Consider the following 24,670-nt stretch of genomic DNA (forward strand, 5'->3'; position numbering starts at 1 on the left):
AACTCAGTGGTCGAGTTCGCGGGCAACCGCGCGGACGACCTCGGAGATGCGCTGGGAGAGCTTGCGATCCGGGTACTTGCCGCGGCGCAGGTCCGGCTGGACCTTCGTCTCCAGCAGCGTGATCATGTCCTCGACCAGGCCGTGCAGCTCGTCGGGCGACTTGCGCGGCCCGGCGTCCTTGCGGGCGGGGGCGGCGGAGCGCTCACCGCGCACGCTGGGCGGCGCCTCGAGCAGCTTGAGGCTCAGCGCCTGCGGCCCACGACGACCCGCGGCCATGCCGAACTCGACGCGCTGTCCGGGCTTGAGCCCTTCGACGCCCTCGGGCAGCGCGGAGGAGCGGACGTAGACGTCCTCACCCTCGTCTTGGGAAAGAAAGCCGAAGCCCTTTTCGACGTCGTACCACTTCACCCGGCCGGTCGGCACTGCGCTCACCCGTTCATCGTCATTCGACACCCGAACCCCTGTGGTCCGGGTCAGTCCTGCGTTGTCGCGAAAAGAACGCGCCCCACAACATGGCGGGACGCGATGTGCTCAGAGTCTACCCCGGTGGCCATACCGCGAGCACATCAGTTTTACGGTGCACCAGTGACCAACTCACCTCGGCGTCGAAGCGATCGCCTGCTGCAACTGGCCGTGGCCCTGTTCGGGGTCGGCATCCTGGCGGTGATCGCCATCTTCGTGCTGTCGATCGTGTCCGACAGCGAGCCGGGCCTGTGGCTGTACCTGCTCGCCATGCTCGCGCCGGTCGGTTTCCTGCTCGCACTGGTGTTCGCACTGTGGTCGGGACGGCGAGCCCGCTAAACATGTGACCTTCGTCACATAACGGTGGGGTAACGAACTGAGCGTGCAACCGTCGCGAACACCCGGCATGCCGACTACCAGCGCGGACGCCTCGGGGATCACCCTGAGACCACCCCGAGACACCCCAGAACCCGCCGGTTACCAAATAGTGACTTTCGCCGCTGGGCGTCGTACCGTTTCTGGCAGCCGGGGCAAACCCCGGAACCACCGGCCCGCCGCACCGAGCCTCACCCCGCGGGTACCGGACCCCGATTGGAATCGAGGGGTGAGGGCGGACCGGGAGACCTCTCAGTCCGGACCACATGCAGGTGCGCACGAGAGGAAGAAACCCGATATGAGTGGACGCCACCGCAAGCCGACTTCCACCGGGCGCACTGCTGCCAAGGTCGCCGTCACCGGCGCGATCTTCGGCACCGCAGCCGCCGCCCTCGCCGGAAACGCCAGCGCGGCCCCCGACTCCGACTGGGATCGCCTCGCGCAGTGTGAAGCCGGCGGCAACTGGGGTATCAACACCGGCAACGGCTACCAGGGCGGACTGCAGTTCTCCCCCTCCACCTGGAACGCACACGGTGGTGGCGAGTACGCCGCCACGGCCAACCAGGCCACCCGCGAACAGCAGATCGCGGTCGCCGAAAAGGTTCTCGCTTCCCAGGGTTGGGGTGCCTGGCCCTCCTGCTCGTCCCAGCTGGGCCTGAGCAGCGGTCCGACCGAGCGCATCGCGCCGTCGGCCCCGAGCTGGGTGCCCGAGGTCAGCGTGCCGCAGGTGCAGGACCCGAGCCAGGAAGTCTTCCAGGCCGTGGATCGCGCCCTCGAGGTCGTGCAGCAGCAGGGCATCGCGGTGCCGCAGCAGGCGCTCGACTTCGTCGCCAACGCCAAGGGTTCGCCGCTGGACCCGGCCGTGATCGACTTCTTCCAGGCGAACAAGGGCCTGCTGCCCTCCTGATCGCCCCCACAGACAACGAGAGCCCGCATCCTCGAAGGATGCGGGCTCTTGTCTTTCCCGTCCGATTTACACCCGGTTGATGGTGGTCTGCGGGTGCACGTAGGGCAGCTGCGAGGCCGGGACGGGAAACTCGGTCTCCTCGCCGAAGGGCGAGAGGTTACCGGCGCGGGTCGACGACAGTTCGGTCACGGCGTGCTCGCCGTCGGCCACCTGCGGCCAGCCGTTGTCGACGTAGGGTTTCTTCGATTTGTTCACCACGGCCTCATTCTGGCATATCGACCCCGCCGCCCGATCGCGGCTGGCGCCCCGGGTTCCCGGCCCGCAACGGTAGTCTTGATCCGATGATCGCGACGGACTCCCTCGCCGATTGGCTCGGTGCGCGCACCGACGCTCAGCTGGTGAAACTGCTGCAGTTGCGGCCCGATCTGGCGGTGCCGCTGCCCGCCTCGATGTCGGTGCTCGCGGTGCGCGCCCAGCAGCGTGCCTCGGTGCTGCGCGCCGCCGACGATCTGGACACGCTGGAGTTCGCGATCATCGAGGCGCTCACCGCCAACGACGACGCCCGCACCATCGGCACCGCGCTCACTCCGCTCACCCGCGCCGCCCTGCACGCGCAGCTGAAGGACCGCGTCACCAAGACCGCCTTCACCGCCGCGCTGACCAGGCTGCTCGACCGCGCGCTGGTCTGGCAGACCGGCGACGACCTGCACGTCACCCCGTCGGCCGTGGAGGCCCTGCCGTGGCCGGTGGGCGCCACCACCGCGCTGCCCGACGCGCTCACCGAGCCCGAGGCGAACGCCGCGCTGGCGCAGGCGAGTCCACCCGAGCGCGCCCTGCTCGAGAAACTCGCCACCACCGGTCCGCGCGGCCGCACCCGCGACGCCGCGCCGGGCACCCCCGCCGACCGTCCGGTGCAGCGCCTGCTGACCGCGCGCCTGCTGCATCGGATCGACGACGAGACCGTGGAACTGCCGGTGACGGTCGGTCAGCTACTGCGTGGCGAACCCGTCACCGACCCGCACGCGCTGGCTCCGCCGAAGCCCGCACCCACCAAGAACCCGCCCGCCGAGGTGAACGCGGTCGGCGCGGGCGAGGTGGGAGAGCTGCTGCGCGACTGCGCGGATCTGCTCGACGCGCTGGGCAAGCTGCCCGCCCCCGCCCTGCGCGCCGGTGGCCTCGGCGTGCGCGAATTGCGCAGGCTGGCCAAGCAGACCGGCGTCGACGAACAGCGCACCGGCCTGCTGCTCGAACTGCTCGCCGCCGCCAAACTCGTCGAGAAGGGCCTGCCCGAGCCGCCGCCGGATCTCGACACCACCGACGATTTCTGGGCCCCCACCCCCGCCGCCGACGCCTGGTCCGACGCGCCCCCCGCCACCCGCTGGGTCGTGCTCGCCCAGGCCTGGCTGGACCTGGACCGGATGCCCTGGATGATCGGCCTGCGCGACGCCGCCGACAAGCCCATCGCGGCCCTGTCGGCCGAACTGCGGATTCCACACGCCGTGCGCGACCGGCACGAGATCCTGCGCCTGCTCGCCGAATACCCCAGCGGCACCGCCCTGACCCCCGCCGAGATCGGCAAGCTGCTGGCCTGGCGGATGCCGCGCCGCCGCAGACACTTCCGGCTCGACGCGGTGACCGCGACCCTGGCCGAGGCCGCCACCCTGGGCCTGCTCGGCCGTGGCGCCCTGGATTCCGCGGCCCGCGCGCTGCTGCACGGCGCCGAGTCCAGCGTCACCGACGCCGAGGCCGAGATGGCCGCCGCGCTGCCCGAGCCGGTCGATCACGTTCTGGTGCAAGCGGATCTGACCGTGATCGCACCTGGCCCACTCGTCCCCGAACTCCGCGGCCGGATCGCGCTGGTCGCCGACGTGGAGTCCGCGGGCGCCGCCACCGTCTACCGCGTGAGCGATGCGTCGGTGCGCCGCGCCCTGGACGCGGGCCTGACCGCCGCCGAACTCCACGCCCTGTTCGCCACCCACTCGCGCACCCCCGTGCCCCAATCCCTGACCTACCTCATCGACGACGTAGCCCGCCGCCACGGTCAACTCCGCGCAGGCATGGCCCAGTCCTTCCTCCGCAGCGACGACCCCGCGCTCCTGGCCCAGGTCCTCGCCGCCCCCGTCGCCGAAACCCTGGCCCTGCGCGCCATCGCCCCCACCGTCGCCATAGCCCAGGCCCCCCTCGGCGAACTACTCGAACAGCTACGCGCAGCCGGTTTCGCCCCCGCTGGCGAGGATTCCGGCGGCGCGATCGTCGACCTACGCCCCCGCGGCGCCCGCATCGCGGTGCGCCCAATGGCCCGCAGACCCTACCGCCCGAGTTCCCCCACCCCCGAACAATTGGCCCAACTCGTCACCGAACTCCGCGCGGGCGAGCGGGCAGCAGGCGCCCGCACCGGCCAATCCGTCCGCAGCGACGGCACCCGCACCGGCACCGCCGCCACCCTGGCTCTACTCCAGCTGGCCGCCCGAGTCCGCCGCCCCGTCAACATCGCCTACGTAGACGCCCAGGGCGTAGCCACCCAACGCGTAGTCGAACCCCTCCGAGTAGGCAACGGCCAACTAGACGCAGTAGACCCCGTCACCGGCGCCACCCGCCACTTCACCCTGCACAGAATCGCCTCAGTGGCCCTACTGGACTGAGGTCCCGGGCGACCTACCCACCCCAGCCACACGGCACCACCCGAGTCGGCCATCACGGCACCCCCAGCCACACGGCACCCCTCAATTCCGCCATGACCGCACTCCCAGCCCCGCACCCGCGACCCCGAGGAGCGGCGGCCGACGAAGTCGGCCGGTCGCGGCCGGGTCGCCGGTCAGGCGCCGTTGCGTACGCGACGAAGGAGCAAGCAACGGCGCCTGACCGGCGGCCCCTAGGGGCCGCGACTCGAGCGCGCCAGCGCTCCAACAAACACAGCCCTGTACACACCCCCGAGGCAAGTAAACCCCGTCCCCCGCCGCCCTACGGCTTAGCCAAGCAGAACGTAATCTTCGGCTCAGGCACAGTCCGGAACTGAGTAGCGTCAACCCCACACAACAACTCGTCAGTCTCCCCATCAATCCGCTTGACCACCTTGAACGAAGCCTGGGCCCCCGAACAATCCACCGCTTCCGCAGGCCGAGTCCCCGCATCCGCATAGCACTTACCCTCGGCAAAGTTCGGCGTCAGACAAAGCCCGGTCTTCGTCTCCCCCACCGTCCCGTTGAAGGTAGCCGCATCAGCATCACAGTCCAGCGGACCCGCACCGACCGAAGCAATCCGATAGGAGGCAGCACTCGAGGAACAGTCCGCCACAGCCGCCACCATCGCATCGGCAGTGTTATCGGTGACCTGGACACACGAACCAGCCGAGACCGAACCAGCGGAGGCCGACGAGTCGTCACCGGACGAGCAGCCGACAACCGCCCCGACCAGCGCGACCGTGGCGACGGGGGCGAACACGAGCCGAGCCAGCAGTCGCTTTCCTGGGTTGAACACTGAAAACCTCACTCACCGAACGGTTCAGGCATACATGACCGCCGGTGACGATACCCAAGACCGCGCCTGCCGCGCTCGTCCGCGTCGGCTGGCTACCATCGGGGAGATGAGCATCGACGATGTCGCGGCCGAACTGTACGGTCTCGACCCCGCCGACTTCGTCGCGGCCCGCACCGAACGCGCCGCCGAGGCCCGCGCCGATGGTGACCGCGAGCTCGCCGCCGCCGTCACCGCCCTGCGCAAACCGACCGTCGCCGCGTGGACGGTGAACCTGCTCGCCCGCGCCGCCGAGGACGAGATCGCCGCCCTGCTCGACCTCGGTGACGCCTTGCGTTCGGCCCAGCGGCAACTCTCCGGCGCCAAGCTGCGTGCCCTGGGCACCCAGCGTCAGCAGGTGGTCAACGCGATGACCAAGCGCGCGGCCGAACTGTCCGCCGAGCACGGCCGCACCGCCACCGAACAGACCCTGCGCGAGGTCGGCCAGACCCTCACCGCCGCCCTCGCCGATCCGGAGGTCGCCGATCAGGTCCGCGCCGGGGTGCTCCCGGCCACGGTCACCTACGAGGGTTTCGGTCCGGCGGGTCTGGTGGCGATCACGGGCGGGAAGGGGCGCACCGAATCCGAGGCTTCCGCCGACAGCGGGAAAGCAGCTGACGGCGGTGGAAAGGCGGGTGGCGGCGGGAAGGCCGGTGAGGGCGGCGGAGCACGCAGCGGCGGCAAGACCGGTTCGGGTAAGAAGGCCGGTTCGGCCAGCAAGGGCAGCTCAGGCCGCCCCGAGAAACCGACCCCCGAGGAGATCGCCGCCGCCCGCCGAGCCGAAGCCCAACAGGAACTCGACGACGCCCGAGCTGGCCTCGAATCCGCCCGCACCGACCGCGACGAAGCCGAAGCCACCGCCGCCCAGGCGAAATCCGCCCTCACCGCCGCCGACGACCGCATCGCCCAACTCCGCGCCGACCTCGAACACGCCGAACAACAACGCCACTTCGCCCAGACCGCCGACCATCGCGCCCGCGCCGAACTCACCGCCGCCCGAAGCCAATTCGACCGGATGAAACGCTGGGCCGACCGAGCCCGCGCCCGTCTCGACGAGTCCTGATCAGTCGCCCAGCGTGCCCGGATACAGGAACGCGTCGCGCGGCGCCCGCGTCCCGTCCAGCCATTCGGCCAGGAAGTCCTTCAGCGGCATCGACGTGCGCGTCTGCAGGAATTCGCGGAACTCCGGCATCGACGCGTGCCCGTCACGGTGGGCCGTCACGAAGTCCTTCAAGGCCGCGAAGAAGACGTCCTCGCCGATCAGCTTGCGCAGGGCGTGCAGGAACAGCGGGCCCCGGTAGTAGACGGAGGTGAACTCGTTGCCGACGCCGGGATCGGCCAGCGCGTACTCCCAGAATTCGGTGTCGTCGCGGTATTTGCCGACCGTCTCGCGGTATTTGGTGTCCACGTCGGCGCCGTCGGTCCGTTCGATCCACAGGTAGTCGGCGGTGTAGCTGGCGAAACATTCGTTGAGGCAGATGTCGGACCACTGCCGCACCGACATGGTGTCGCCCCACCACTGGTGGGCGAGCTCGTGCACCACGGTGTTGAGGTCGGTCCACGGCGCGTAGGTGGGTCGGGTCTGGGTTTCCAGCGAGAACGGGATCTCGGCGTCGACGTAGATGCCGCCCGCCACCTCGAACGGGTAGGGCCCGTAGAGGTTTTCGAGGAAGTCGAGGATCTCCGGCACCCGCTGTTCGTCCTCGCGGTTGTCCTCCGACTCCGGTGCGAAGGCACTGAGTACAGGCGTGCCGTCGGCGCGGCGGTTCTCCAGGAAGGTGAAGTGATCGACGGCCATCGTGGTGAGGTAGCCGATCACGGGCTGCCTGGTCTCCCAGGTGGTGACGAGTTTCCCGTCGCGGACCTCGTGCCGGGTGCGCTCCCCGGTCGACATCACCTCCCACCCCTCGGGCACCGAGGCGCGCAGGGTGAAGGTCGCCTTGTCCAGCGGTGTGTCGTTGAGCGGATACCAGCTACTCGCGCTGTGCGGCTGGCCGACGGCGAAGGCGCCACCGCTGGGCGCGTAGGTCCACCCCTCCCCTTCGGTGTCGGCCACCTCCCCGGCGTAGTCGACGACGATCCGCAACGGCAGTCCGGCGGGCAACGGCAGCAGCGGCGTCACCACGAGTTCGTGCTCCCCCTCGCGCGCGAACCCGGCGGGCTGCCCGTTGACGGTCACCATGCGCACCTGCGGCCCCCGGAAGTCGAGATTGAACTGGGCCAGCGGCTGCACGGCCCGCGCCTCGATCCCCGCCGTCCCACGCAACTGATGCGTCGGCGGGTCGTAGTCGACGGCGAGGTCGTAATGGGTCACGTCGTAGCCCCCGTTGCCGTCGAGCGGGTAGTAGGGATCGCCCACCCCCGGCGCCCCGATCAGCGCCGGATCCGCCGCCGCGGGTCCGGTCCCCAGCATCAGCAGCGCGAACGCCGCGCACACCCCCGCCGACCATCGCATCTCACGGACACCTTTCCCGGTCTGGACGCCCATCGTCGCAGCTCACCGCACCCGCCCGCACCACCGGCCACCTGGTCAACCGATCACCACACTCCGGTGGCGTCGGTTTCTCGGCCGACGCCGTCCAGCATCAACCGAGGTCGGCGGGGAGCTGGTGCGGGTCGAGGAGGAGGCGTTTGGTGGCGGTGCGTTTGACGCGGGCGGCCAGGGCGAGATTCTCGGCGAGCAGGCGCCATTCGATCTCGGTGATGGCGGCCGAAGCCCGGTCGATGACCGCCTGGTCGCGCGTCCCCCAGGCGATCGGCATGGCGGTGACGATCTGCCAGCGCTCACCGACCTGGCGCGGGGCACGATCGGTGCGCACGGCCACGGCCGGTACCCGCTCCCCGCGACGCGGCGCATGGCCGGGCAGCGTCCGCACCTTGCGGGTGATCAGCGCCCAGCTGCGAGTGGTGGCGGTGGGCTCGGCGATGTCGACCAGGGCGAGCAGCACGATCCCCGACGGCTCGGACTCGGTGACCACCGCGGGCACCAAAGGCCCGTCCTGGTAGAGCTTTTCGATGCTGGAACGGTGCGGCGTCCACAGCGCCACCCACAGTGCGATGATCGCGGCGAGCACGCAGACCACGGCGAGCAGATAGCCCCAGGCCTGCCCGCTCCAGACCAGCGCGACCGTGGCCGCGACGGCGAGTCCCGCCACGAGGAGGGCCAGCAGGCGCAGCCTGCGTAACCCGGTGAACGTCTCGTTGACCGCATGAGCGTGCTCTCGGTCGACCACGAATTCGAAGCGGCGCACAGTTCCTTCCTAGCACAGGTTGCGGAGGAGTTGCCTCCACTTATCTGCCGAGGGGTTCATAGCACCGTACCCCGCCCCGACCTGGGGATGAGCGCTACGCGCCGTCACCGATCGGCGGTCCGAGCAGATCATCGGCATCGGTGATGCGATACGCATACCCCTGTTCGGCCAGAAAACGCTGCCGATGCGCGGCGTATTCGGCGTCGAGGGTGTCGCGCGCGACCACCGAATAGAAATGCGCCTGTCCCCCATCCTGTTTGGGCCGCAGCAGCCTGCCCAGGCGCTGCGCCTCCTCCTGCCGCGAGCCGAACGTGCCCGAAACCTGCACCGCCACCGAGGCTTCCGGCAGATCGATGGAGAAGTTGGCCACCTTGCTCACCACCAGCACCGGGATCTCCCCGGACCGGAACGCGTCGAAGAGCGCCTCACGCTCCTTGTTCTTGGTCGCCCCGGTGATGACCGGGGCGTTCAGATCCACGCCGAGTTCCTCGAGCTGGTCGAGGTAGGCGCCGATCACCAGCGTCGGCGCGCCCTTGTGCCGCTCGAGAATGGACTCCACGACGGGGATCTTGGTGCGCGCGGTCGAGCACAGCTTGTAGCGCTCCTCCGGCTCGGCCGTCGCGTAGGCCATCCGCTCGGCGTCGGTGAGGGTCACCCGCACCTCCACGCAGTCGGCCGGGGCGATCCAGCCCTGGGCCTCGATGTCCTTCCACGGCGCGTCGTAGCGCTTGGGGCCGATCAGCGAGAAGACGTCGCCCTCGCGACCGTCCTCGCGCACCAGCGTCGCGGTGAGGCCGAGCCTGCGGCGGGACTGCAGATCGGCGGTCATCCGGAAGACCGGCGCGGGCAGCAGGTGCACCTCGTCGTAGATCACCAGACCCCAGTCGCGGCTGTCGAACAGCTCCAGATGCTTGTACTCACCCTTGGATTTGCGGGTGATCACCTGGTAGGTGGCGATGGTGACCGGCCGGATCTCCTTGCGTTCGCCGGAGTACTCGCCGATCTCGTCCTCGGTCAGCGTGGTGCGCGCCAGCAGCTCACGCCGCCACTGCCTGCCCGCCACCGTATTGGTGACCAGGATCAGCGTGGTCGCCTTGGCCTTGGCCATCGCCGCGGCGCCGACCATGGTCTTGCCCGCGCCGCACGGCAGCACCACCACGCCCGAACCGCCCGCCCAGAACGAGTCGGCGGCCATCTCCTGATAGTCGCGCAGGTGCCACTTGCCCTCGGTGTAGTCCAGGCCGATCTCGTGCGCCTCGCCGTCGACGTACCCGGCCAGGTCCTCGGCGGGCCAGCCGATCTTGAGCAGCATCTGCTTGATGTGACCGCGCTCGGACGGGTGCACGATCACCGTGTCGTCATCGATGCGGGCACCGAGCATGGGCGCGATCTTCTTGTGCCGCAACACCTCTTCGAGCACCGCCCGATCCAGGCTGACCAGGCACAACCCGTGCGCCGGATGCTTGACCAGCTGCAACCTGCCGTAGCGGCCCATGGTGTCGACGATGTCGACCAGCAGCGGCTGCGGCACCGCGTAGCGCGAGAAACTCACCAGCGCGTCCACCACCTGCTCGGCGTCGTGCCCCGCCGCCCGCGCGTTCCACAGCGCCAGCGGCGTGATCCGATAGGTGTGCACGTGCTCGGGCGCGCGCTCAAGCTCGGCGAACGGCGCGATGGCCTGCCGCGCGTTGCCTGCCAGCTCGTGATCGACCTCGAGCAGCAGGGTCTTGTCGCTCTGGACGATCAACGGCCCGTCGGTCACAACCTTGCTCCTGTGTTCATCGGCGGCTGGTGCCGCAGTTTTCGGCCTCGTAACCCCGCATCCGAGGGGCGATACTCCGGCTTCGCCGTGACGTCTCGCCCCTCGGATGCGGGGCGGCCGAAAACCGTGGTGGGCGCGTTTCGGGAGTATGCGATGGCGGTGGGTGGCCTTTTTGCCGCCTTGTTCGATTGTACGGATCTGCACCGACATGGACCGGGGACCGCTTCGTCGGGTGTGGGCGTTCGTCGGGTGTGGGCGTTCGTGGGGTGTGCGCGTTCGTGGGGTGTGCGCGGCGGCCGACGCGATCAACGCCGAGTCGTGGGCGTGGCCTCGGCGCGGCGACGCGGGGCGGGCGGTCCAGCAGGTGTCGACTGGACCGCGACAACCAGCCCACGACCAGGTCAGACTCGACGCATGTTGCAGACGACGGCGGTACTCGGGGTGGCCGCGGCCGCGCTCGGGATGGTGCTCACGCCGGGGCCGAACATGATGTACCTGGTGTCGCGGACGGTCGCACAGGGGCGACGGGCGGGACTGATCTCGCTGGCGGGCGTGGCAGCCGGATTCGGGGTGTATCTGCTGGCCGCCACGGCCGGGATCACCGCCGTGTTCGCCGTGGTCCCCGGCCTGTACTTGGCCGTGAAGCTGGCGGGCGCGGCCTATCTGCTCTGGCTGGCCTGGCAGGCACTGCGCCCGGGTGGGGTCTCGGTCTTCGCCCCGGCCGACCTCCCGCACGACCCGGCGCGCCGCCTGTTCACCATGGGCCTGGTCACCAACCTGCTCAACCCCAAGATCGCCATCATGTACATGGCGCTGATCCCCCAGTTCGTCGACCCGGCCGTGGGCGCCCTCTGGCTCCAGAGCCTGTCCCTGGGTGCCGTCCAGATCACCGTCGCCCTCACCGTCAACGCCCTGATCGTCCTCACCGCCGCCACCCTGGCCACCTTCCTCACCACCCGCCCCCGCTGGCTGCGCACCCAGCGCTACCTCATGGGCACCGCCCTGGGCACCATCGCCGTCCTCCTGGCCACCGACCGCACCCGCCCCACCCCCGCCTGACCCGGCCCCGCATCCACCACGACGCGCTGTCCCCGGCCTCGGCCGCGGTCATCAGACGCCACCGCACTGGGTCGCGGGCCGGTGAGACGTCTCCGCGACGCGCCCGGACGGAGGGTGGCGGGGTGATGTGCGGACGCGCGTGTCACTCTGCTCGGTAGTCAGGGCGAAGGAGTGAGCGGTGAGTGTTGCAGTGCTGGTGGCGGCGGTCGTGGCCGGGCCGTCGGTGACCGAGCTGGACTCGGCGGTGACGGCGGTGCATCGCAGCGGTGAGCTGATGGGCGTGGTCTCGTTCGCGGCCTCGGGCGCGCTGGTCGCGGTGCGCAAGCGACTGGACCTGTTCGGGATCGCGGTGCTCGCCATCGCGACCGCGCTCGGCGGCGGCATCGTGCGCGATCTGCTCATCGGCCGCACCCCGCCCGCCGCGTTCACCGACCTCACCTACCTGTGCGCGGCGCTGCTCACCGCCCTTGTCCTGTTCTTCATCGCGCCGTCGCCGCGCCTCACCAAGGGCCCGCTCGAGATCGCCGACGCCATCGGCCTCGGCCTGTTCTGCGTCACCGGCACGGTGATCGCCTACTCCGCCGACGTGGGCGCCCCCACCGCCGCCCTGCTCGGCATGACCACCGCCATCGGCGGCGGCGTCCTGCGCGACGTGCTCAGCGGCGAGGTCCCCAGCGTCCTACGCCCCGACCAGGACCTCTACGCCATCCCCGCCCTCTTCGGCGCCGCCACCACGGCCGCCCTGCTGCACTTCGACCTCTATCACGCCTGGACCGGCCTGATCGCCGCCGCGGGCGCCATCGGCTTCCGCCTGCTGGCCCGCCACTACCAGTGGCACGCCCCGCTGGCCCGCCACGCCCGCGACTGACCCCGGCTCAGGACACCGCGATCCCCGCGCGCAGTCGGCGCACACCCTCGTCGATCGTCTCGTCGCGCTTGCTGAAGGTGAAGCGCACCAGGTGTTTCCAGTCCTCGGCGTGGTCGGCGAACACACTCACCGGCACCGCGGCCACGCCCAGCCGGGCCGGGAGTTCCCGGCAGAACGCGAGCCCGTCGGTGGCGCCGAGCGGACGGATATCGGCGCACACGAAGTAACCACCGGAGCTGGCGTGCACACCGAACCCGGTGTCGCGCAGGGCCGCCGAGAGCCGCAGCCGCTTGTCGGAGAGCCCATCGCGCAGCGCCCGCACCCACTCCCGCTCGACAGTGATCGCGTGCGCGACGGCGGGCTGGAACGGCCCGCCACCCACGAAGGTGAGGAACTGCTTGGCCGCGAGCACCCCGTCGAGCAGCGGCGCGGGCGCGCACACCCAGCCGATCTTCCAGCCCGTCACATTGAAAGTCTTCGCCGCACTGGACACCACGACGGTGCGCTCACGCATACCGGGCAGCGTGGATATGCTGACGTGCTCGACGCCGTCGTAGACCAGATGCTCGTACACCTCGTCGGCCAGCACCAGCAGATCGTGCTCGCACGCCAGCTCGGCGATGGCCGCGAGATCCTCCCGCGCCAGCACCGATCCCGTCGGGTTGTGCGGTGAATTCACCACCACCATCCGGGTTTTCGAGGTGATGGCGGCACGCAGACTGTCACGGTCGAGCACGAAGCGGTCGCCGTCGGGCACCAGTCGCGCGGTGCGTCGCCGCGCGCCCGCCAGCGCGACCGAGGCGGCGTAGGAGTCGTAGTAGGGCTCGATGAGTACCACCTCCTCGTCCGGTTCCACCAGTCCGAGGATGGCCGCGCTGATCGCCTCGGTGGCGCCGACCGTCACCAGTACCTCGGTCGCCGGGTCGTAGGCGGTGCCGTAGCGGCGGGCGCGATCGTCGGCGACGGCCTGGCGCAGCACCGGCATCCCGCGCCCCGGTGGGTACTGGTTGAGTCCGTCGGCGATGGCGGCGCGTGCCACCTCGAGCATGCCCGCTGGCCCGTCGGTGTCCGGGAAACCCTGCCCCAGATTGACCGCGTCGTGGCGCAGGGCGAGTTCGGTCATCTCGGCGAAGATGGTCGATCCGAACGGACGCAATCGGGCGACAGTGGGTGTTTCCTGCGACATCCCCGCAGCGTATCCCACTTTTCGTCGACGTTGCCGAACGATAGCGAACACCTATGTTTCACAAACGTTTTGCACCTTTGACCTGCACTATTGTGCGGTGACCCAACCTCAGCTAGCCTCGCCGTGTTCTACCTCACACACCACGTCGTGGTGGCATATCGAAAGGGGCTCCTATGGCCTCACCTCTGCTCGACTTCATCGTGCACCCGGCCGCGTCGGAGGTCGCCGGTTCGGCACTGCAGTTCATCCACGATCATCTGATCGCCAACCCGATCGTCGACTACTTCACCGGTTCGGCGACCCCGGACAACAACATGGGTTCCTCGACGGGCGATTTCAACCTCGGCTCGTCGACCGGCAACCACAACTGGGGTTCCACCTACCCCTAGACCGGCCTCGCACATCGGACCGGATCGCGCGGGTCCGGTCCGATGTCGCCGTCAGCGCGACCGCGCGCCCGCCAGTTTCATCACATTGGCGAAATCGTAAGCAGCCCAGATCTTTTCCTCGTGCACCGTGAAGCCCAGTACCCGCACCGGGCGCCCGAACGGCGAGTTCGGATCGGTGAGCACCAGTCCCGACCGCCCGTTCACCCTGGCCGATCCCAGTTCCAGCGCCTGTTCGGCGAGGTGCCTGCGCCACAGTCCCAGCGCCAGCCGGGCGATGGTGTCCACGCCAGCGACGACTTCCAGTGCCGTCTCGACGGTCCCGCCCGCATCGCCGACGAAGGTCGCCTCCGGGTGCAGTGTCGCCGCGACGGCGGTGACGTCGTCCGCCGCCAACGCGGCGAGAAAGCGCTGCACCGAGGCGTCGTGCACGTCCTCGGGGACCGGCGCCGGTGCCACCGCCCCGCGCCCCGCCGCCACGGCCGCCCGCACCACGTCGGCCTCGAGGTCGAGGATCGCGCCGATCTCCTCGACCGCCATGCCGAACCCGTCGCACAGCACCACGGCCACCCGCTGCGACGGCGGCAAGGCGTCGAGCGCCACCATGACCGCCAACCGGCAGTTCGCATCGCGCACCAGCGGATCCAGCGGACCCACCCCCGCGCCCGTGACGATCGGCTCCGGAAGCCACTGCCCCACATAGCTTTCCCGCCGCACGGTCGCCGACCGCAGGTAATCGAGGCAGATCCGCGCGACCACCGTGGTGAGCCAAGCCCGCAGATCCTCGATCTCCGACTGATGCACCCCCGCCATCCGCAGCCACGCCTCCTGCACCGCGTCCTCGGCGTCGCCGACGCTGCCGGTGAGCCGGTAGGCGACCGAAAGCAGATGCGCTCGACGCGATTCGAACAGGTCGGCGAGAAGTGGGGAAACCATCGCGGCCGATCCTACGGAGAACCCCCCGGCCCACCCCGACCGGGCCCGTCAGCGGAAAGCGCCTGTTCCGGGGGTGGGCGTGGTCAAGTCCGACGGAGGCCCGCCAGCGGAAAAGCGCCTGTCCCGAGGCGGCCGCGGTCCAGTCCAACACTGACCGTCAGCGGACAGCGCGTGCCCCGAGGCGAGCGCGGTTCAGTGTTCGCGGGCGCGGCGGGCGGTGCCGCGGTGGGGGACGACGGTGGTGGGGTCTTCGGGCCAGGCGTGTTTGGGGTAGCGGCCGCGCAGGTCGGCGCGGACCTGTGGCCAGCCGGTGCGCCAGAAGGAGGGGAGGTCGGCGGTGACGGCGACCGGGCGCTGGGCCGGGGAGAGCAGGTGGAGCAGGATGCCCGCGCGGCCGTCGGCGAGGGTGGGCGGGGTGGTCCAGCCGAAGATCTCCTGGACCTTCACCGCCAGGACGGGCTGGTCGGCGCTGTAGTCGAGGCGCACGCGGCTGCCGGACGGGACCTCGAGGCGTTCGGGGGCGAGCTCGTCGAAGCGGGCGGCCTCGGGCCAGGGCAGCAGGCGGCGCAGGGCGGTGCCCGCGTCGATGCGGGCCAGATCGGCGCGGCGGCGGACGGTCGTGAGGTCAGGGGCGAGCCAGCGGTCGAGGTCGGCGAGGAGGGTGTCGTCGTCGACGGCGGGCCAGGGCGCGCCGAGGGTTCGGTGCAGGAAGGCGAGACGCTCCCGCAGACCGCGGGCGTCCTCGTCCCAGCGCAGCAGCGCCAGCCCTTCCGCACGCAGCCCGTCGCGGACCGCCTGATCGAGCAACTCCGGATCGGGTCGGTGCAGTGGCTTTTCCGACAGCACGATCGCCCCGAGCCGTTCCACCCGCCGGGCGAGCACCGCGCCGGATTCCCACCGCACCTCCTCCGCGCGGACCACCAGCCCCGGCGCCGCCTCCCGCGCCAGATCCTCATCGGCGATGGCCGCCAACCGAATCCGCCCCTCGGCCCGCCCCGGCTCCCGATCGGCCACCGCCACCGCCAACCACTCCGCGTCGGCCAGCCCGGAGCCCGGCGGCAACGTCACCGCCGTTCCCCCGGCCATCAGATACGAGGCCCCACCCGCCCGTCGCCGCGCCAACCGCTCCGGCTGCGCCAACGCGATCATCACCGCCGCGACCTCGATCACCGAACCACCCCGGCTCCCCTGCCGCTCGGCAGGAGTCCGACCCGCCGATCTCCCACCCGTTCCCGCCGACCCGGAAGTACCTGTGTCGGCAGAAGCCCGACCTGACGACCTCCCACCCGTTCCTGCCGACCCAGTGGTGTCCGTGTCGGCAGGAACCTGACCCGACGACCTCCGGCGCGTTCCCGGCGACCCGGACGCCTGCGTGGCAGCGGCCGCGTCATCCGGGCCGCCGGTGGGCCCGCTGTCCAGCAACCGCGCGCCCGCTCGCCCCGTCTCGGCCGAGCTGTTCGGGGGATCATCGACCGACAAACCTTGCGCGGCCAGGAGTCGGACCAGGCGTTGGACCTCTTTGACCCAGCGCGGTGGGCGTTCGGTGCGCAGAGCGCGGAGGGCGGCGGCCGCGTCGGGGGTGCGGGCGAGGGAGTCGTCGTCCATGAGGACGACCATTTCGGCGGCGGCGCGGGGCCCGACGTGGGTGGCGCCGTCGAGCAGGGCGCGGGCCAGGCGCGGATGTAGGCCGAGGGCCGACATGGCGCGACCGCGCTCGGTGACGCGGCCGGATTCATCGAGGGCGCCCAGGGCATGCAGGACGGAGCGACCGGCGGCCAGCCCGCCTTCGGGCGGCGCGTCCCACCAGGCCAGACCGGAGCCGTCGGGGGTGCCCCAGCAGGCCAATTCCAGGGCGAGACGGGTGAGTTCGGCGGTCCGGATCTCCGGTTCGGGGTAGGCGGGCAGAGTCTGGTGCTCGTACTCCGGCCAGCACCGCCATGCCCGACCGGGCGCCTCACGCCCCGCACGCCCCGCCCGCTGCTCGGCGACGGCGGCCGAAACCCGCACGGTCGCAAGGCCGGACAGTCCCCGCCGATGATCGATCCGTGGCACCCGTGACAGACCCGAGTCCACTACCGCTCGCACCCCGGGCACGGTGAGACTGGATTCGGCCACCGCCGTGGACAATACGACCCGCCGCCGAGCCCCCGGCCGCAACGCGGTGTCCTGCACCGCGGCCCCGAGGCGCCCGTGCAACTGCACCACATCGACACCCTCGAGATCACGCAGCATCCCCGCCGTCCGATTGATCTCACCGACGCCCGGCAGAAACACCAGTACGTCCCCCTCGGTAGCCACGAGCGCCGCCCTGACAGCCCGCGCGACCTGCGCCTCGACCCGTTCCCGAGGCAGCGCGGGCACATAGTCGACATCAACCGGATAGGCCCGCCCACGCACTTCGAGCACCGGCGCACTGCCCGCAGCCGGACCAGCAACGCGACGCGCGCCCGGATCGGCCGCAACCGGTCCAGCAGCAGCACGCGTGCCCAGATCGGCCGCAGTCGGATCAGCAACATCACCCGCGCTCAGACGGGGCACAGCCAGTCCAGCCGCACCACCCGCGCCTGGATCAGCGGGAACAGCCTCCCCGGTACCGAGGAGCGCGGCGAGACGACCGGCCGCGACGGTCGCCGACGTGGCGAGAACGCGCAGGTCCGGACGTAATCCGGAGCGTGCGTCGAGCAGCAGGGCCAGGAGCAGGTCGGCGTCGAGATGACGCTCGTGGCATTCGTCGAGCACGACCGTGCCGACTCCGGGCAGCTCCGGGTCCTGCTGTAAGCGCCGCACCAGCAGGCCCGAGGTCACCACCTCGATCCGCGTCCTGGCCCCGACCTTCCGATCTCCGCGCACCGCGTACCCGACGGTCTCCCCCACCCGCTCCCCGAGCAGCGCCGCCATCCGTGCCGCCGCCGCCCGCGCGGCCAGCCGCCGTGGTTCGGCGACCACCACCTTCCCCTCGGTCGCGGCCGCCAAAGCCAACGGAACCAAGGTCGTCTTGCCGGTGCCCGGCGGCGCGACCAGCACCGCGACACCCCGCCCGGTCAGCGTCTCGACGATCTCGTCCAGCGCCGACCGCACCGGCAGATCAGGCAGTTCAGGCAGTTTCATCGCTCACCAGTCTGCCTGCCCGCCTCTCCTGCCCTCGACCACCGTCCACGCACCGCCCCCCCGCGGCGAGGCAACAGGTCACCATCTTTACGAACGCGGCATCAAGTTCGCCGTCGGATCACCGAGGAGCCACCGTCGGGGTCCTCGGCACCAACGCTGGGCGATCCCGTCGCGCGGAAGAACCGCCTCGTCTCCAGGTCGGCGGGGAGATACGCCTCGATCGCGATCTCGTCCAGCGCCGTATCGAAGGCGGCGCCGAGGGTGGTGACAGTGTTGACGAAGCAGAGGTCGGTGCCCCGGAAGGCAAGTCGCAGGGACAGGGCAGCCTCCGTCGGATCAGGTCGTCCCGGCTCGGGTTCGGGGCCGTACGTGATCAGTTCCTCGTACAGCGCGTGCAGGTGGGGATCTCCGCTGCGTGCGGCCTGGTGGGCGAGCCGGGGCAGCAGGTAGGAGCGAACCTGGTCGAGGTTGCGCAGGCGGGGTGCGAGGCCGTCCGGGTGCAGGCCGAGCCGCATCATGTTGATCGGTGGACAAGTCAGTTCGGGCGCGGCGCCGTCCAGGAAGACCTCGACCGCGCTGTTGGCCAACACCAGATTCCACCGCCGATCCACCGCGAGCGCGGGATACGGTTCGTGTGCCAGCAGCACCTGCTGCACGGTCTCGCGGGCCCGCGCCAGATCCGGCCGGTCCAGCGGCCGCGCACCGAAGACCGGCGCGTGCCCGGCGGCCACCAGGAGCCGGTTGCGCTCGCCGGGCGGCACGTCGAGCCGGTCGGCCAGGTGCAGCACCATCGCGCTGCTCGGGGTGGTGCGCCCGGTCTCGACGAAACTGAGATGCCGCGCCGAGACCTCCGCCGCGATGGCCAGATCCAGCTGACTCAACCCCCTGCGCCGACGCCACTCCCGCAGCAGGTCACCGACGGATCGTTCCCGAGTCATCCCCAGAGTCTGCGCTGCCGGAACTCCCCCAGCCACTACCCCTCGGGTAATCGACACACCCGCCCACCTCGGCGACAGTCACCCCATGACAACCAACAAGCACCTCGTGGTCGACGCCTTCCACCGCTTCGCGGCGGGCGACATCGATGTCCTGCGCACCCTGCTGCACGAGGACTTCCTCGAACACAGCCCCGGAAACCCCAGCGGCCGCGACGCTTTCATCGACTTCATCCGCGCGGCCCCCGTCGCGGGCGCCGAACTGAGCCTCGAACGCGTCGTCGCCGAAGAAGACCTGGTCGTCGTGCACTATCGGATGACCCCGCGCGGCGAGACGAACAGCATTGCGGTGGTGGACATCTGGCGCCTGGCCGATGGCCTGATCGTCGAACACTGGGACGTGGTCCAACCCGGCTGACGCGAAAAGCACTGTGACCCCGGATCTCTCCGGGGCCACAGGGGTGACGATCAGGCGTTGCGGCGGGTTTCCACGGCGGCGGCCAGACGGTCGAGCTGGGCGGCGGTGGTGTCCCAGTCGATGCAGGCGTCGGTGATGGACTGGCCGTAGGTCAGGTCCTCGGAGTGGCCCAGGGTCAGGTCCTGGCGGCCCGCGACGAGGAAGGACTCCAGCATCAGGCCCACCACGCCCTGCTCGCCCGCGGCGAGGCGCTCGGCGATATCGGTGACCACGTCGACCTGGCGGTTGTGGTCCTTGTTGGAGTTGCCGTGGCTGGCGTCGACCACCAGACGCTCGGGCAGCGAGGACTTCTCCAGCCGCAGCTTGGCCTCCGCGCAGGAGGCGGCGTCGTAGTTGGTGCCATTGCTGCCGCCGCGCAGGATGACGTGGCAGTCGGGGTTGCCCGAGGTGCGGATCAGCGCGGAGCGGCCGTCGAGATCGGTGCCGGGGAAGACGTGGCTGGCGGCGGCGGCGCGCACACCGTCGACCGCGACCTGCACGTCACCGTCGGTGCCGTTCTTGATGCCGACCGGCATGGACAGCGCCGAGGACAGCTGCCGGTGCACCTGGCTGGCGGCGGTGCGGGCGCCGATCGCGCCGTAGGAGACCAGGTCCGCGATGTACTGCGGGGTGATCGGGTCGAGGAACTCACACGCGACCGGCAGGCCGAGGGCGGTGATGTCGACGAGGACCTTGCGGCCGATGCCCAGGCCGGTGTTCACGTCGAACGAACCATCCAGGTGCGGGTCGTTGATCAGACCCTTCCAGCCCAGCGTGGTGCGCGGCTTCTCGAAGTACACGCGCATCACCACGTGCAGGCGGTCGCCGAGTTCCTCGGCCTTGACGGCCAGCTTGCGGGCGTAGTCGAGGGCGGCGACCGGATCGTGCACCGAGCACGGGCCGACGATCACCATCAGGCGGTCGTCGTCGCCGTTGAGCACGTCGACGGTGGCCTTGCGGCCCGAACGCACGGTGTCGGCGAGCTCGTCGGTGATGGGGTGGACCAACCGCACTTCGGCGGGCGAGCGCAGGGGGCTCACGCTGAGGGTGCGCTGGTCGTCCAGGTCGGAGTGTCGCGAATCGACATCAACTGCCGTGGTCATGGGAATCGTGGGTCCTTTTCGTTGGAAGGCCGACCCACGGAGTTCGCTACCCGTCGAGCCGGTCAGGTGTCCGGCTCGGGCGGAGGAAGTCAGCGCGCAGGGTCGCAGACCGGCCCACCCAGGGCCGGGTCGCTAAACCAGAAATATGCGCGCTGCATGTCAGGGACTGTACCACCGGCGAATCGGCGCAGTCTTGGACACGGTCGCCCGGAGTGTGGACGATCACACTCCGGACGAGCGGGGTCGCTGTCAGCCCAGCGAGCCGGGGACGTAGTGGCCCGCGGGGGTGTGGGCGACGGCGTTGAGGCGGTTCCAGGCGTTGATCATGGCGATCGCGGCGATGAGGGCGGCGATCTGGTCGTCGTCGTAGTGCTTGCGCACCTGCTGCCAGGTCTCGTCGGTGACCTTGCCGCCGTCGGCGACACGGGTGGTCTCCTCGGTCAGCGCCAGCGCCGCCCGCTCGGCCTCGGTGAAGACGTCGGCCTCGTGCCAGGCGGCGACCAGGTGCAGCCGCACCGAGGACTCGCCCGCGTGGGCGGCGTCCTTGGTGTGCATGTCGACGCAGAAGCTGCACCCGTTGATCTGCGAGGCGCGGATCTTCACCAGTTCGTGCGTCACCGGGGACAGCGGCGAATCGTCGATCACCTTGGCCGCCATGCTCATTCGCTTCACGAAGCTGGCGGTGACCTTGTTGCCGTAGAGATCGAAGCGCGGTTCCATGATGACTCCTTCGTCGTTTCCGTGGGGTTCACTTCAGACGACGGCGCAGCCCCGCGCCGTGTGACATCGGCTCAGGTGAGCCCGATCACAGCAGGCCGCAGAGCTTCTCCGACAGCTCCCACAGCGCCCCGGCCAGCCGCTGATCGCGCGAGGCGGCCGAGCTGGAGACCCGCTTCGGATACCCCCGCATCTCCAGCAGCCCGTCGGGCCCGTAGAAAGCGCCCGGCTCGATGTCGGCGGTGGCGGCGAAGAGGGTGGGCAGCGCGCCCTGCTCGGCACTCTGGGCCAGCGTCCGGTTGCCCAGCCACATGAACCATTCCTGGATGGACTCGGTATGCGACATGAGTTCGGTGGCGGCGTAGCCGGGGTGCGCGGCCACCGAGACCACCGCGGAACCCTCGCCCGCCAGGCGACGCTGCAGTTCGTAGGCGAAGATCAGGTCGGCGAGCTTGGACTGGCCGTAGGCGAGCCAGCGGTCGTAGCGGCGCTGCTCCCAGTTGGGGTCGTCGAGGTTGATCTTGCCGATGCGGTGCGCGTTGCTCGACACCGTCACCACACGGTCGGTGATGCGGTCGAGCAGCAGGTTGGTCAGCGCGAAGTGGCCCAGGTAGTTGGTGCCGAACTGCATCTCGAAACCGTCGGCGGTGCGCTGCAGCGGCAGCGCCATCACGCCCGCGTTGTTGATGAGCACGTCGGCGCGCTCGACGGAGTCGGCGAAGGCGCGCACGGAGTTCAGGTTGGCCAGGTCGAGCGCGCGGACCTCGGTGTCGCCCGGCAGCGCGGCCGCGACCCGCTCGGCCTTGGCGGTATTGCGGCAGGCCAGGATCAGCCGCGCTCCGGCTCCGCTCAGCGCCCGGGCGGTGGCGGCGCCGAGCCCGCTGTTGGCACCGGTGACGATGATCGTGCGTCCGGTCTGGTCGGGCATGTTCGCGGTAGTCCACTTGCTCACCCGCGGAATTCTAGTTACACCAGGCAAAAGCGCGAATCGGCAAGAGCCGGAGCGCAGTTCGCGCGACAATGCCGGTATCGACTCCTGAGCGGCCACACCCTACGCTGGTGAGATAGGGTTGCCTAACCTACTACGGACGCACAGTGAGGGCAGGTACATGACGTCGACATCGGCCGCGGCAGACCTCCGCGAGGGCTATGTCCCGTTCCCGGCGGACGCCGCCCAGGAGTACCGGGCGGCGGGCTACTGGTCCGGCCGCACCCTCGGTGACCTGCTGCGCGACTCCGCCCGCAACCAGCCCGAGCGTCCCGCCGTGCTCGGCGACGCCGCGCCGCTGACCTACGCCGAGCTCGACGCCGCCGCCGATCGGATGGCCCACGGCCTGCTCGCGCTCGGCATCGCGCCCGGCGACCGCGTCATCGTGCAACTACCCAATATCCCCGAGTTCGCCACCGCGCTGTTCGGTCTGCTGCGCGCGGGCATCGTCCCGGTGCTCACCCTGCCCGCGCACCGCCGCGCCGAGATCGAACATCTCAGCGCGCTCTCCGGCGCCGTGGCCTACCTGATCCCGGATCGGCTCGGTGATTTCGACTACCGCGAGCTCGCCGAGACGGTGCGCGCGGCTGTGCCGAGCCTGCGCCACGTGCTGGTCGCCGGTGATCCCGGTGCGTTCACCGCGCTGGATTCCGTTCCCCGCGAGGGTGATTCGCTCCCCGAGGTCGATCCGTCCGAGATCGCGGTGATGCTGGTCTCCGGTGGTACCACCGGTCTGCCCAAGCTGATCGCACGCACCCACGACGACTACGCCTACAACGCGACCGCCAGCGCCGAGGTCTGCGGCCTGACCACCGAGGACGTCTACCTCGCGACGCTGCCCGCCGCCCACAACTTCCCGCTGGCCTGCCCCGGCATCCTGGGCACGGTGGCCGTCGGCGGCGCGATCGCCTTCACCCTCGACCCGAGTCCCGAGTCGGCCTTCGCCGCGATCGAGCGGCACCGGGTGAGCGTCACCGCCGTCGTGCCGCCGCTGGCGCAGCTGTGGAGTGCCGCCGTGGAATGGGAAGAGGCCGACCTGAGTTCGCTGCGGCTGCTGCAGGTGGGTGGCGCGCGGTTGGCCGAGGTGAACGCCCGCGATGTGGAGCCCGCGCTGAAGTGCACATTGCAGCAGGTGTTCGGCATGGCCGAGGGGCTGCTGAACTTCACCCGCCTCGACGACTCCACCGAGCTGGTGTGCACCACCCAGGGCCGCCCGCTCTCCCCCGCCGACGAACTGCGCGTGGTCGACGCCGAGGGCAACGACGTCGCGCCCGGCGAGGAAGGCGAACTGCTCACCCGTGGCCCCTACACCCTGCGTGGGTACTACCGTGCGCCCGAACACAATGCGCGCGCCTTCACCCCCGACGGCTACTACCGCAGCGGTGACCTGGTGCGTCAGCTGCCCAGTGGACACCTGGTGGTCAGCGGCCGGATCAAGGACGTGATCAACCGCGGCGGCGAGAACATCTCCTGCGACGAGCTCGAGGAACACCTGCTCGCCCACCCCGCCGTCCGCCACGCCGCCGCCGTCGGCCTGCCCGACGCCACCCTCGGCGAGAAGGTCTGCGTGGTCCTGGTCGTCACCGGCGAGCTCCCGACCCTGGTCGAACTGAAGTCCTTCCTCACCGACCGCGGCCTGGCCACCTACAAACTCCCCGACCTCGTCCGCCAAGCCGACGCCCTGCCCCTCACCGCCGTCGGCAAGATCGACAAGAAAGCCCTCCGCGCCACCTCCTGACGTCCTCACCCGTCGGTGGGGTCAGTTCTGGTCGAGGATTTCGCGCAGGGCGTGGGCGAAGGGTTCGGGTTGGCCGGGGTAGCCGGACTCGGGGCCGGTGAAGCCGGAGTGGTGGCTGGGGAATACGGCCGGGGGGCGGCCCAGTTGGGTGGCGAGGGCGGTGGTGGCGCGTTCGGTGACGGTGCCGGTGGACTCTTCGCCGTAGGCCAGGACGATGCGGGTGGGGGCGGCGGTGAGGGCGCGGAGGTCGGCGTGGTGGTCGAGGACCGCGCGGGAGCGCTGGGACAGCAGGGGGTCGTCGCGGTTGCCGTCGTCGTCGACCGGGAGGCCGAACATCGCGGGGTCGGGGACGGGGGCGGCGAAGTAGTCGTCGGTGAATTCGCCCGGCCAGGAGGTCATGGCGATGAAGGCGGCCATGCCCGCGCCGAAGCCCTTCGCGGCGTAGGCGTCGCGATAGCCGTCGGCCGCGCGTTCGGCCGCAGCGGCGTCGGGGAGCGCGGTGAGCAGGGGCGGTTCGTGGGCCACCAGCGTGGTCACGGCGTCGGGGTGGGCGGCCACCAGGGCGAGCGCGACGATGGCGCCGCCGCTGCTGGCGAAGAGCTGGACCGGTCCGGCGCCGAGGGCCTCGATGAGGGCGCGCACGTCCTCGGCGTGCACGGCGGGGACATTGTCGACCTGCCCGTCGGTGCGGACGCTGCGACCGAGCCCGCGCGGGTCATAGGTGACGACCGTGCGATCGGGAAAGTACCCGGCGAGCGCGGTGAAGCCACCGGCGTCCATCGGCAGGCCGATCATGAGCAGCGGCGGTCGCCCGTCAGCGGCCGGAAGCGGCCCGTGGACGTCGTAGGTGAGCGTGGCGCCGGGAACGTCGAGCTGATGTGTGGTCATGCTCCTGGTGACGGAGCGGGACCCGAAAACT

The 24,670-nt window shown here is 70.5% G+C and carries 23 protein-coding genes; 9 read left to right on the plus strand and 14 right to left on the minus strand.

From position 1 onward, the window contains the following. Positions 1 to 3 precede the first annotated feature (3 nt). Positions 4 to 423 (minus strand): cold-shock protein, encoded by a 420-nt coding sequence (locus QC180_RS21925; protein ID WP_278264866.1) that lies wholly within the window; start codon positions 421 to 423, stop codon positions 4 to 6. A 162-nt stretch (positions 424 to 585) separates the two neighbouring features. Here QC180_RS21925 and QC180_RS21930 point away from each other — a divergent pair, with 162 nt between their 5' ends. Both QC180_RS21930 and QC180_RS21935 read left to right on the plus strand, forming a co-directional pair. Further along, positions 586 to 801, plus strand: coding sequence for a hypothetical protein (locus tag QC180_RS21930; protein WP_278264669.1), 216 nt, complete (start codon positions 586 to 588; stop codon positions 799 to 801). A gap of 334 nt (positions 802 to 1,135) precedes the next feature. Next, the gene (locus QC180_RS21935; protein ID WP_278264670.1) at positions 1,136 to 1,744 is read left to right on the plus strand and encodes a transglycosylase family protein; all 609 of its coding nucleotides are present in this window, start codon (positions 1,136 to 1,138) and stop codon (positions 1,742 to 1,744) included. A 66-nt stretch (positions 1,745 to 1,810) separates the two neighbouring features. Here QC180_RS21935 and QC180_RS21940 read toward each other — a convergent pair whose 3' ends face one another. Then, positions 1,811 to 2,002, minus strand: a complete 192-nt coding sequence (locus QC180_RS21940) for a hypothetical protein (RefSeq protein ID WP_278264671.1) — start codon at positions 2,000 to 2,002, stop codon at positions 1,811 to 1,813. 83 nt (positions 2,003 to 2,085) lie between these two features. Between QC180_RS21940 and QC180_RS21945 the strand changes: the two genes are divergently transcribed. After that, on the plus strand, positions 2,086 to 4,386 hold the full coding sequence (locus QC180_RS21945; protein ID WP_278264672.1) for a helicase-associated domain-containing protein: 2,301 nt from the start codon (positions 2,086 to 2,088) through the stop codon (positions 4,384 to 4,386). A 319-nt stretch (positions 4,387 to 4,705) separates the two neighbouring features. Here QC180_RS21945 and QC180_RS30385 read toward each other — a convergent pair whose 3' ends face one another. Further along, positions 4,706 to 5,233, minus strand: coding sequence for an LppU/SCO3897 family protein (locus tag QC180_RS30385; RefSeq protein ID WP_474646510.1), 528 nt, complete (start codon positions 5,231 to 5,233; stop codon positions 4,706 to 4,708). A gap of 94 nt (positions 5,234 to 5,327) precedes the next feature. Between QC180_RS30385 and QC180_RS21950 the strand changes: the two genes are divergently transcribed. After that, entirely contained in the window at positions 5,328 to 6,320 is a 993-nt protein-coding gene (locus QC180_RS21950) for a hypothetical protein (RefSeq protein ID WP_278264673.1), read from the plus strand. Here QC180_RS21950 and QC180_RS21955 read toward each other — a convergent pair whose 3' ends face one another. The 3 genes from QC180_RS21955 to QC180_RS21965 all read right to left on the minus strand — a co-directional run bounded on the left by QC180_RS21955 (position 6,321) and on the right by QC180_RS21965 (position 10,270). Further along, positions 6,321 to 7,712 (minus strand): M1 family metallopeptidase, encoded by a 1,392-nt coding sequence (locus QC180_RS21955; protein WP_278264674.1) that lies wholly within the window; start codon positions 7,710 to 7,712, stop codon positions 6,321 to 6,323. A gap of 130 nt (positions 7,713 to 7,842) precedes the next feature. Then, on the minus strand, positions 7,843 to 8,508 hold the full coding sequence (locus QC180_RS21960; RefSeq protein WP_278264675.1) for a DUF3239 domain-containing protein: 666 nt from the start codon (positions 8,506 to 8,508) through the stop codon (positions 7,843 to 7,845). A 94-nt stretch (positions 8,509 to 8,602) separates the two neighbouring features. Further along, the gene (locus QC180_RS21965) at positions 8,603 to 10,270 is read right to left on the minus strand and encodes a DNA repair helicase XPB (protein WP_278264676.1); all 1,668 of its coding nucleotides are present in this window, start codon (positions 10,268 to 10,270) and stop codon (positions 8,603 to 8,605) included. Between the two features lie 414 nt (positions 10,271 to 10,684). Here QC180_RS21965 and QC180_RS21970 point away from each other — a divergent pair, with 414 nt between their 5' ends. Then, positions 10,685 to 11,329 carry a LysE family translocator gene (locus QC180_RS21970; protein WP_278264677.1) on the plus strand — a complete coding sequence of 215 codons (645 nt, stop codon included), beginning with the start codon at positions 10,685 to 10,687 and terminating at the stop codon, positions 11,327 to 11,329. A gap of 274 nt (positions 11,330 to 11,603) precedes the next feature. Next, the gene (locus tag QC180_RS21975) at positions 11,604 to 12,197 is read left to right on the plus strand and encodes a trimeric intracellular cation channel family protein (RefSeq protein ID WP_474646516.1); all 594 of its coding nucleotides are present in this window, start codon (positions 11,604 to 11,606) and stop codon (positions 12,195 to 12,197) included. A gap of 7 nt (positions 12,198 to 12,204) precedes the next feature. Here QC180_RS21975 and QC180_RS21980 read toward each other — a convergent pair whose 3' ends face one another. After that, positions 12,205 to 13,383, minus strand: a complete 1,179-nt coding sequence (locus QC180_RS21980; protein ID WP_278264678.1) for a pyridoxal phosphate-dependent aminotransferase — start codon at positions 13,381 to 13,383, stop codon at positions 12,205 to 12,207. Positions 13,384 to 13,556: 173 nt separating this feature from the next. Here QC180_RS21980 and QC180_RS21985 point away from each other — a divergent pair, with 173 nt between their 5' ends. Next, positions 13,557 to 13,772, plus strand: a complete 216-nt coding sequence (locus QC180_RS21985; protein ID WP_278264679.1) for a hypothetical protein — start codon at positions 13,557 to 13,559, stop codon at positions 13,770 to 13,772. Positions 13,773 to 13,823: 51 nt separating this feature from the next. Here the strand turns inward: QC180_RS21985 and sigJ are convergent, their stop codons facing one another. The 3 genes from sigJ to QC180_RS22000 all read right to left on the minus strand — a co-directional run bounded on the left by sigJ (position 13,824) and on the right by QC180_RS22000 (position 18,751). Beyond that, positions 13,824 to 14,705, minus strand: coding sequence for an RNA polymerase sigma factor SigJ (gene sigJ, locus QC180_RS21990; RefSeq protein WP_278264680.1), 882 nt, complete (start codon positions 14,703 to 14,705; stop codon positions 13,824 to 13,826). 192 nt (positions 14,706 to 14,897) lie between these two features. Continuing rightward, positions 14,898 to 17,813, minus strand: coding sequence for an ATP-dependent RNA helicase (locus QC180_RS21995; RefSeq protein ID WP_278264681.1), 2,916 nt, complete (start codon positions 17,811 to 17,813; stop codon positions 14,898 to 14,900). 101 nt (positions 17,814 to 17,914) lie between these two features. Next, positions 17,915 to 18,751, minus strand: a complete 837-nt coding sequence (locus QC180_RS22000; protein ID WP_278264682.1) for a helix-turn-helix domain-containing protein — start codon at positions 18,749 to 18,751, stop codon at positions 17,915 to 17,917. Positions 18,752 to 18,836: 85 nt separating this feature from the next. Between QC180_RS22000 and QC180_RS22005 the strand changes: the two genes are divergently transcribed. Then, complete coding sequence (locus QC180_RS22005) at positions 18,837 to 19,166, plus strand: nuclear transport factor 2 family protein (protein ID WP_278264683.1); 330 nt, start codon at positions 18,837 to 18,839, stop codon at positions 19,164 to 19,166. 50 nt (positions 19,167 to 19,216) lie between these two features. Here the strand turns inward: QC180_RS22005 and QC180_RS22010 are convergent, their stop codons facing one another. The 3 genes from QC180_RS22010 to QC180_RS22020 all read right to left on the minus strand — a co-directional run bounded on the left by QC180_RS22010 (position 19,217) and on the right by QC180_RS22020 (position 21,977). Continuing rightward, complete coding sequence (locus tag QC180_RS22010; protein WP_278264684.1) at positions 19,217 to 20,308, minus strand: 3-deoxy-7-phosphoheptulonate synthase; 1,092 nt, start codon at positions 20,306 to 20,308, stop codon at positions 19,217 to 19,219. 249 nt (positions 20,309 to 20,557) lie between these two features. Beyond that, entirely contained in the window at positions 20,558 to 21,028 is a 471-nt protein-coding gene (locus QC180_RS22015; protein WP_278264685.1) for a carboxymuconolactone decarboxylase family protein, read from the minus strand. A gap of 85 nt (positions 21,029 to 21,113) precedes the next feature. After that, entirely contained in the window at positions 21,114 to 21,977 is an 864-nt protein-coding gene (locus tag QC180_RS22020) for an oxidoreductase (RefSeq protein WP_278264686.1), read from the minus strand. A 157-nt stretch (positions 21,978 to 22,134) separates the two neighbouring features. Between QC180_RS22020 and QC180_RS22025 the strand changes: the two genes are divergently transcribed. Beyond that, positions 22,135 to 23,751 carry a (2,3-dihydroxybenzoyl)adenylate synthase gene (locus QC180_RS22025; RefSeq protein ID WP_278264687.1) on the plus strand — a complete coding sequence of 539 codons (1,617 nt, stop codon included), beginning with the start codon at positions 22,135 to 22,137 and terminating at the stop codon, positions 23,749 to 23,751. 21 nt (positions 23,752 to 23,772) lie between these two features. Here QC180_RS22025 and QC180_RS22030 read toward each other — a convergent pair whose 3' ends face one another. Next, positions 23,773 to 24,639 (minus strand): alpha/beta fold hydrolase, encoded by an 867-nt coding sequence (locus QC180_RS22030; RefSeq protein ID WP_278264688.1) that lies wholly within the window; start codon positions 24,637 to 24,639, stop codon positions 23,773 to 23,775. Between the last annotated feature and the right edge of the window lie 31 nt (positions 24,640 to 24,670).

Source organism: Nocardia anocheti, from assembly GCF_029675105.1.
Taxonomy (GTDB): domain Bacteria; phylum Actinomycetota; class Actinomycetes; order Mycobacteriales; family Mycobacteriaceae; genus Nocardia.

Excerpts from the sequence above, each read along its gene's own strand:
- QC180_RS22005 (WP_278264683.1), top strand. The coding sequence starts at position 18,837 with ATGACAACCAACAAGCACCTCGTGGTCGACGCCTTCCACCGCTTCGCG.
- QC180_RS21985 (WP_278264679.1), top strand. The coding sequence starts at position 13,557 with ATGGCCTCACCTCTGCTCGACTTCATCGTGCACCCGGCCGCGTCGGAG.
- QC180_RS21955 (WP_278264674.1), bottom strand. The coding sequence starts at position 7,712 with ATGCGATGGTCGGCGGGGGTGTGCGCGGCGTTCGCGCTGCTGATGCTG.
- QC180_RS21995 (WP_278264681.1), bottom strand. The coding sequence starts at position 17,813 with ATGAAACTGCCTGAACTGCCTGATCTGCCGGTGCGGTCGGCGCTGGAC.
- QC180_RS22010 (WP_278264684.1), bottom strand. The coding sequence starts at position 20,308 with ATGACCACGGCAGTTGATGTCGATTCGCGACACTCCGACCTGGACGAC.
- QC180_RS22025 (WP_278264687.1), top strand. The coding sequence starts at position 22,135 with ATGACGTCGACATCGGCCGCGGCAGACCTCCGCGAGGGCTATGTCCCG.
- QC180_RS21945 (WP_278264672.1), top strand. The coding sequence starts at position 2,086 with ATGATCGCGACGGACTCCCTCGCCGATTGGCTCGGTGCGCGCACCGAC.
- QC180_RS22030 (WP_278264688.1), bottom strand. The coding sequence starts at position 24,639 with ATGACCACACATCAGCTCGACGTTCCCGGCGCCACGCTCACCTACGAC.
- QC180_RS21970 (WP_278264677.1), top strand. The coding sequence starts at position 10,685 with ATGTTGCAGACGACGGCGGTACTCGGGGTGGCCGCGGCCGCGCTCGGG.
- QC180_RS21975 (WP_474646516.1), top strand. The coding sequence starts at position 11,604 with ATGGGCGTGGTCTCGTTCGCGGCCTCGGGCGCGCTGGTCGCGGTGCGC.
- QC180_RS21950 (WP_278264673.1), top strand. The coding sequence starts at position 5,328 with ATGAGCATCGACGATGTCGCGGCCGAACTGTACGGTCTCGACCCCGCC.
- sigJ (WP_278264680.1), bottom strand. The coding sequence starts at position 14,705 with ATGGTTTCCCCACTTCTCGCCGACCTGTTCGAATCGCGTCGAGCGCAT.
- QC180_RS22000 (WP_278264682.1), bottom strand. The coding sequence starts at position 18,751 with ATGACTCGGGAACGATCCGTCGGTGACCTGCTGCGGGAGTGGCGTCGG.
- QC180_RS21980 (WP_278264678.1), bottom strand. The coding sequence starts at position 13,383 with ATGTCGCAGGAAACACCCACTGTCGCCCGATTGCGTCCGTTCGGATCG.
- QC180_RS21935 (WP_278264670.1), top strand. The coding sequence starts at position 1,136 with ATGAGTGGACGCCACCGCAAGCCGACTTCCACCGGGCGCACTGCTGCC.
- QC180_RS22015 (WP_278264685.1), bottom strand. The coding sequence starts at position 21,028 with ATGGAACCGCGCTTCGATCTCTACGGCAACAAGGTCACCGCCAGCTTC.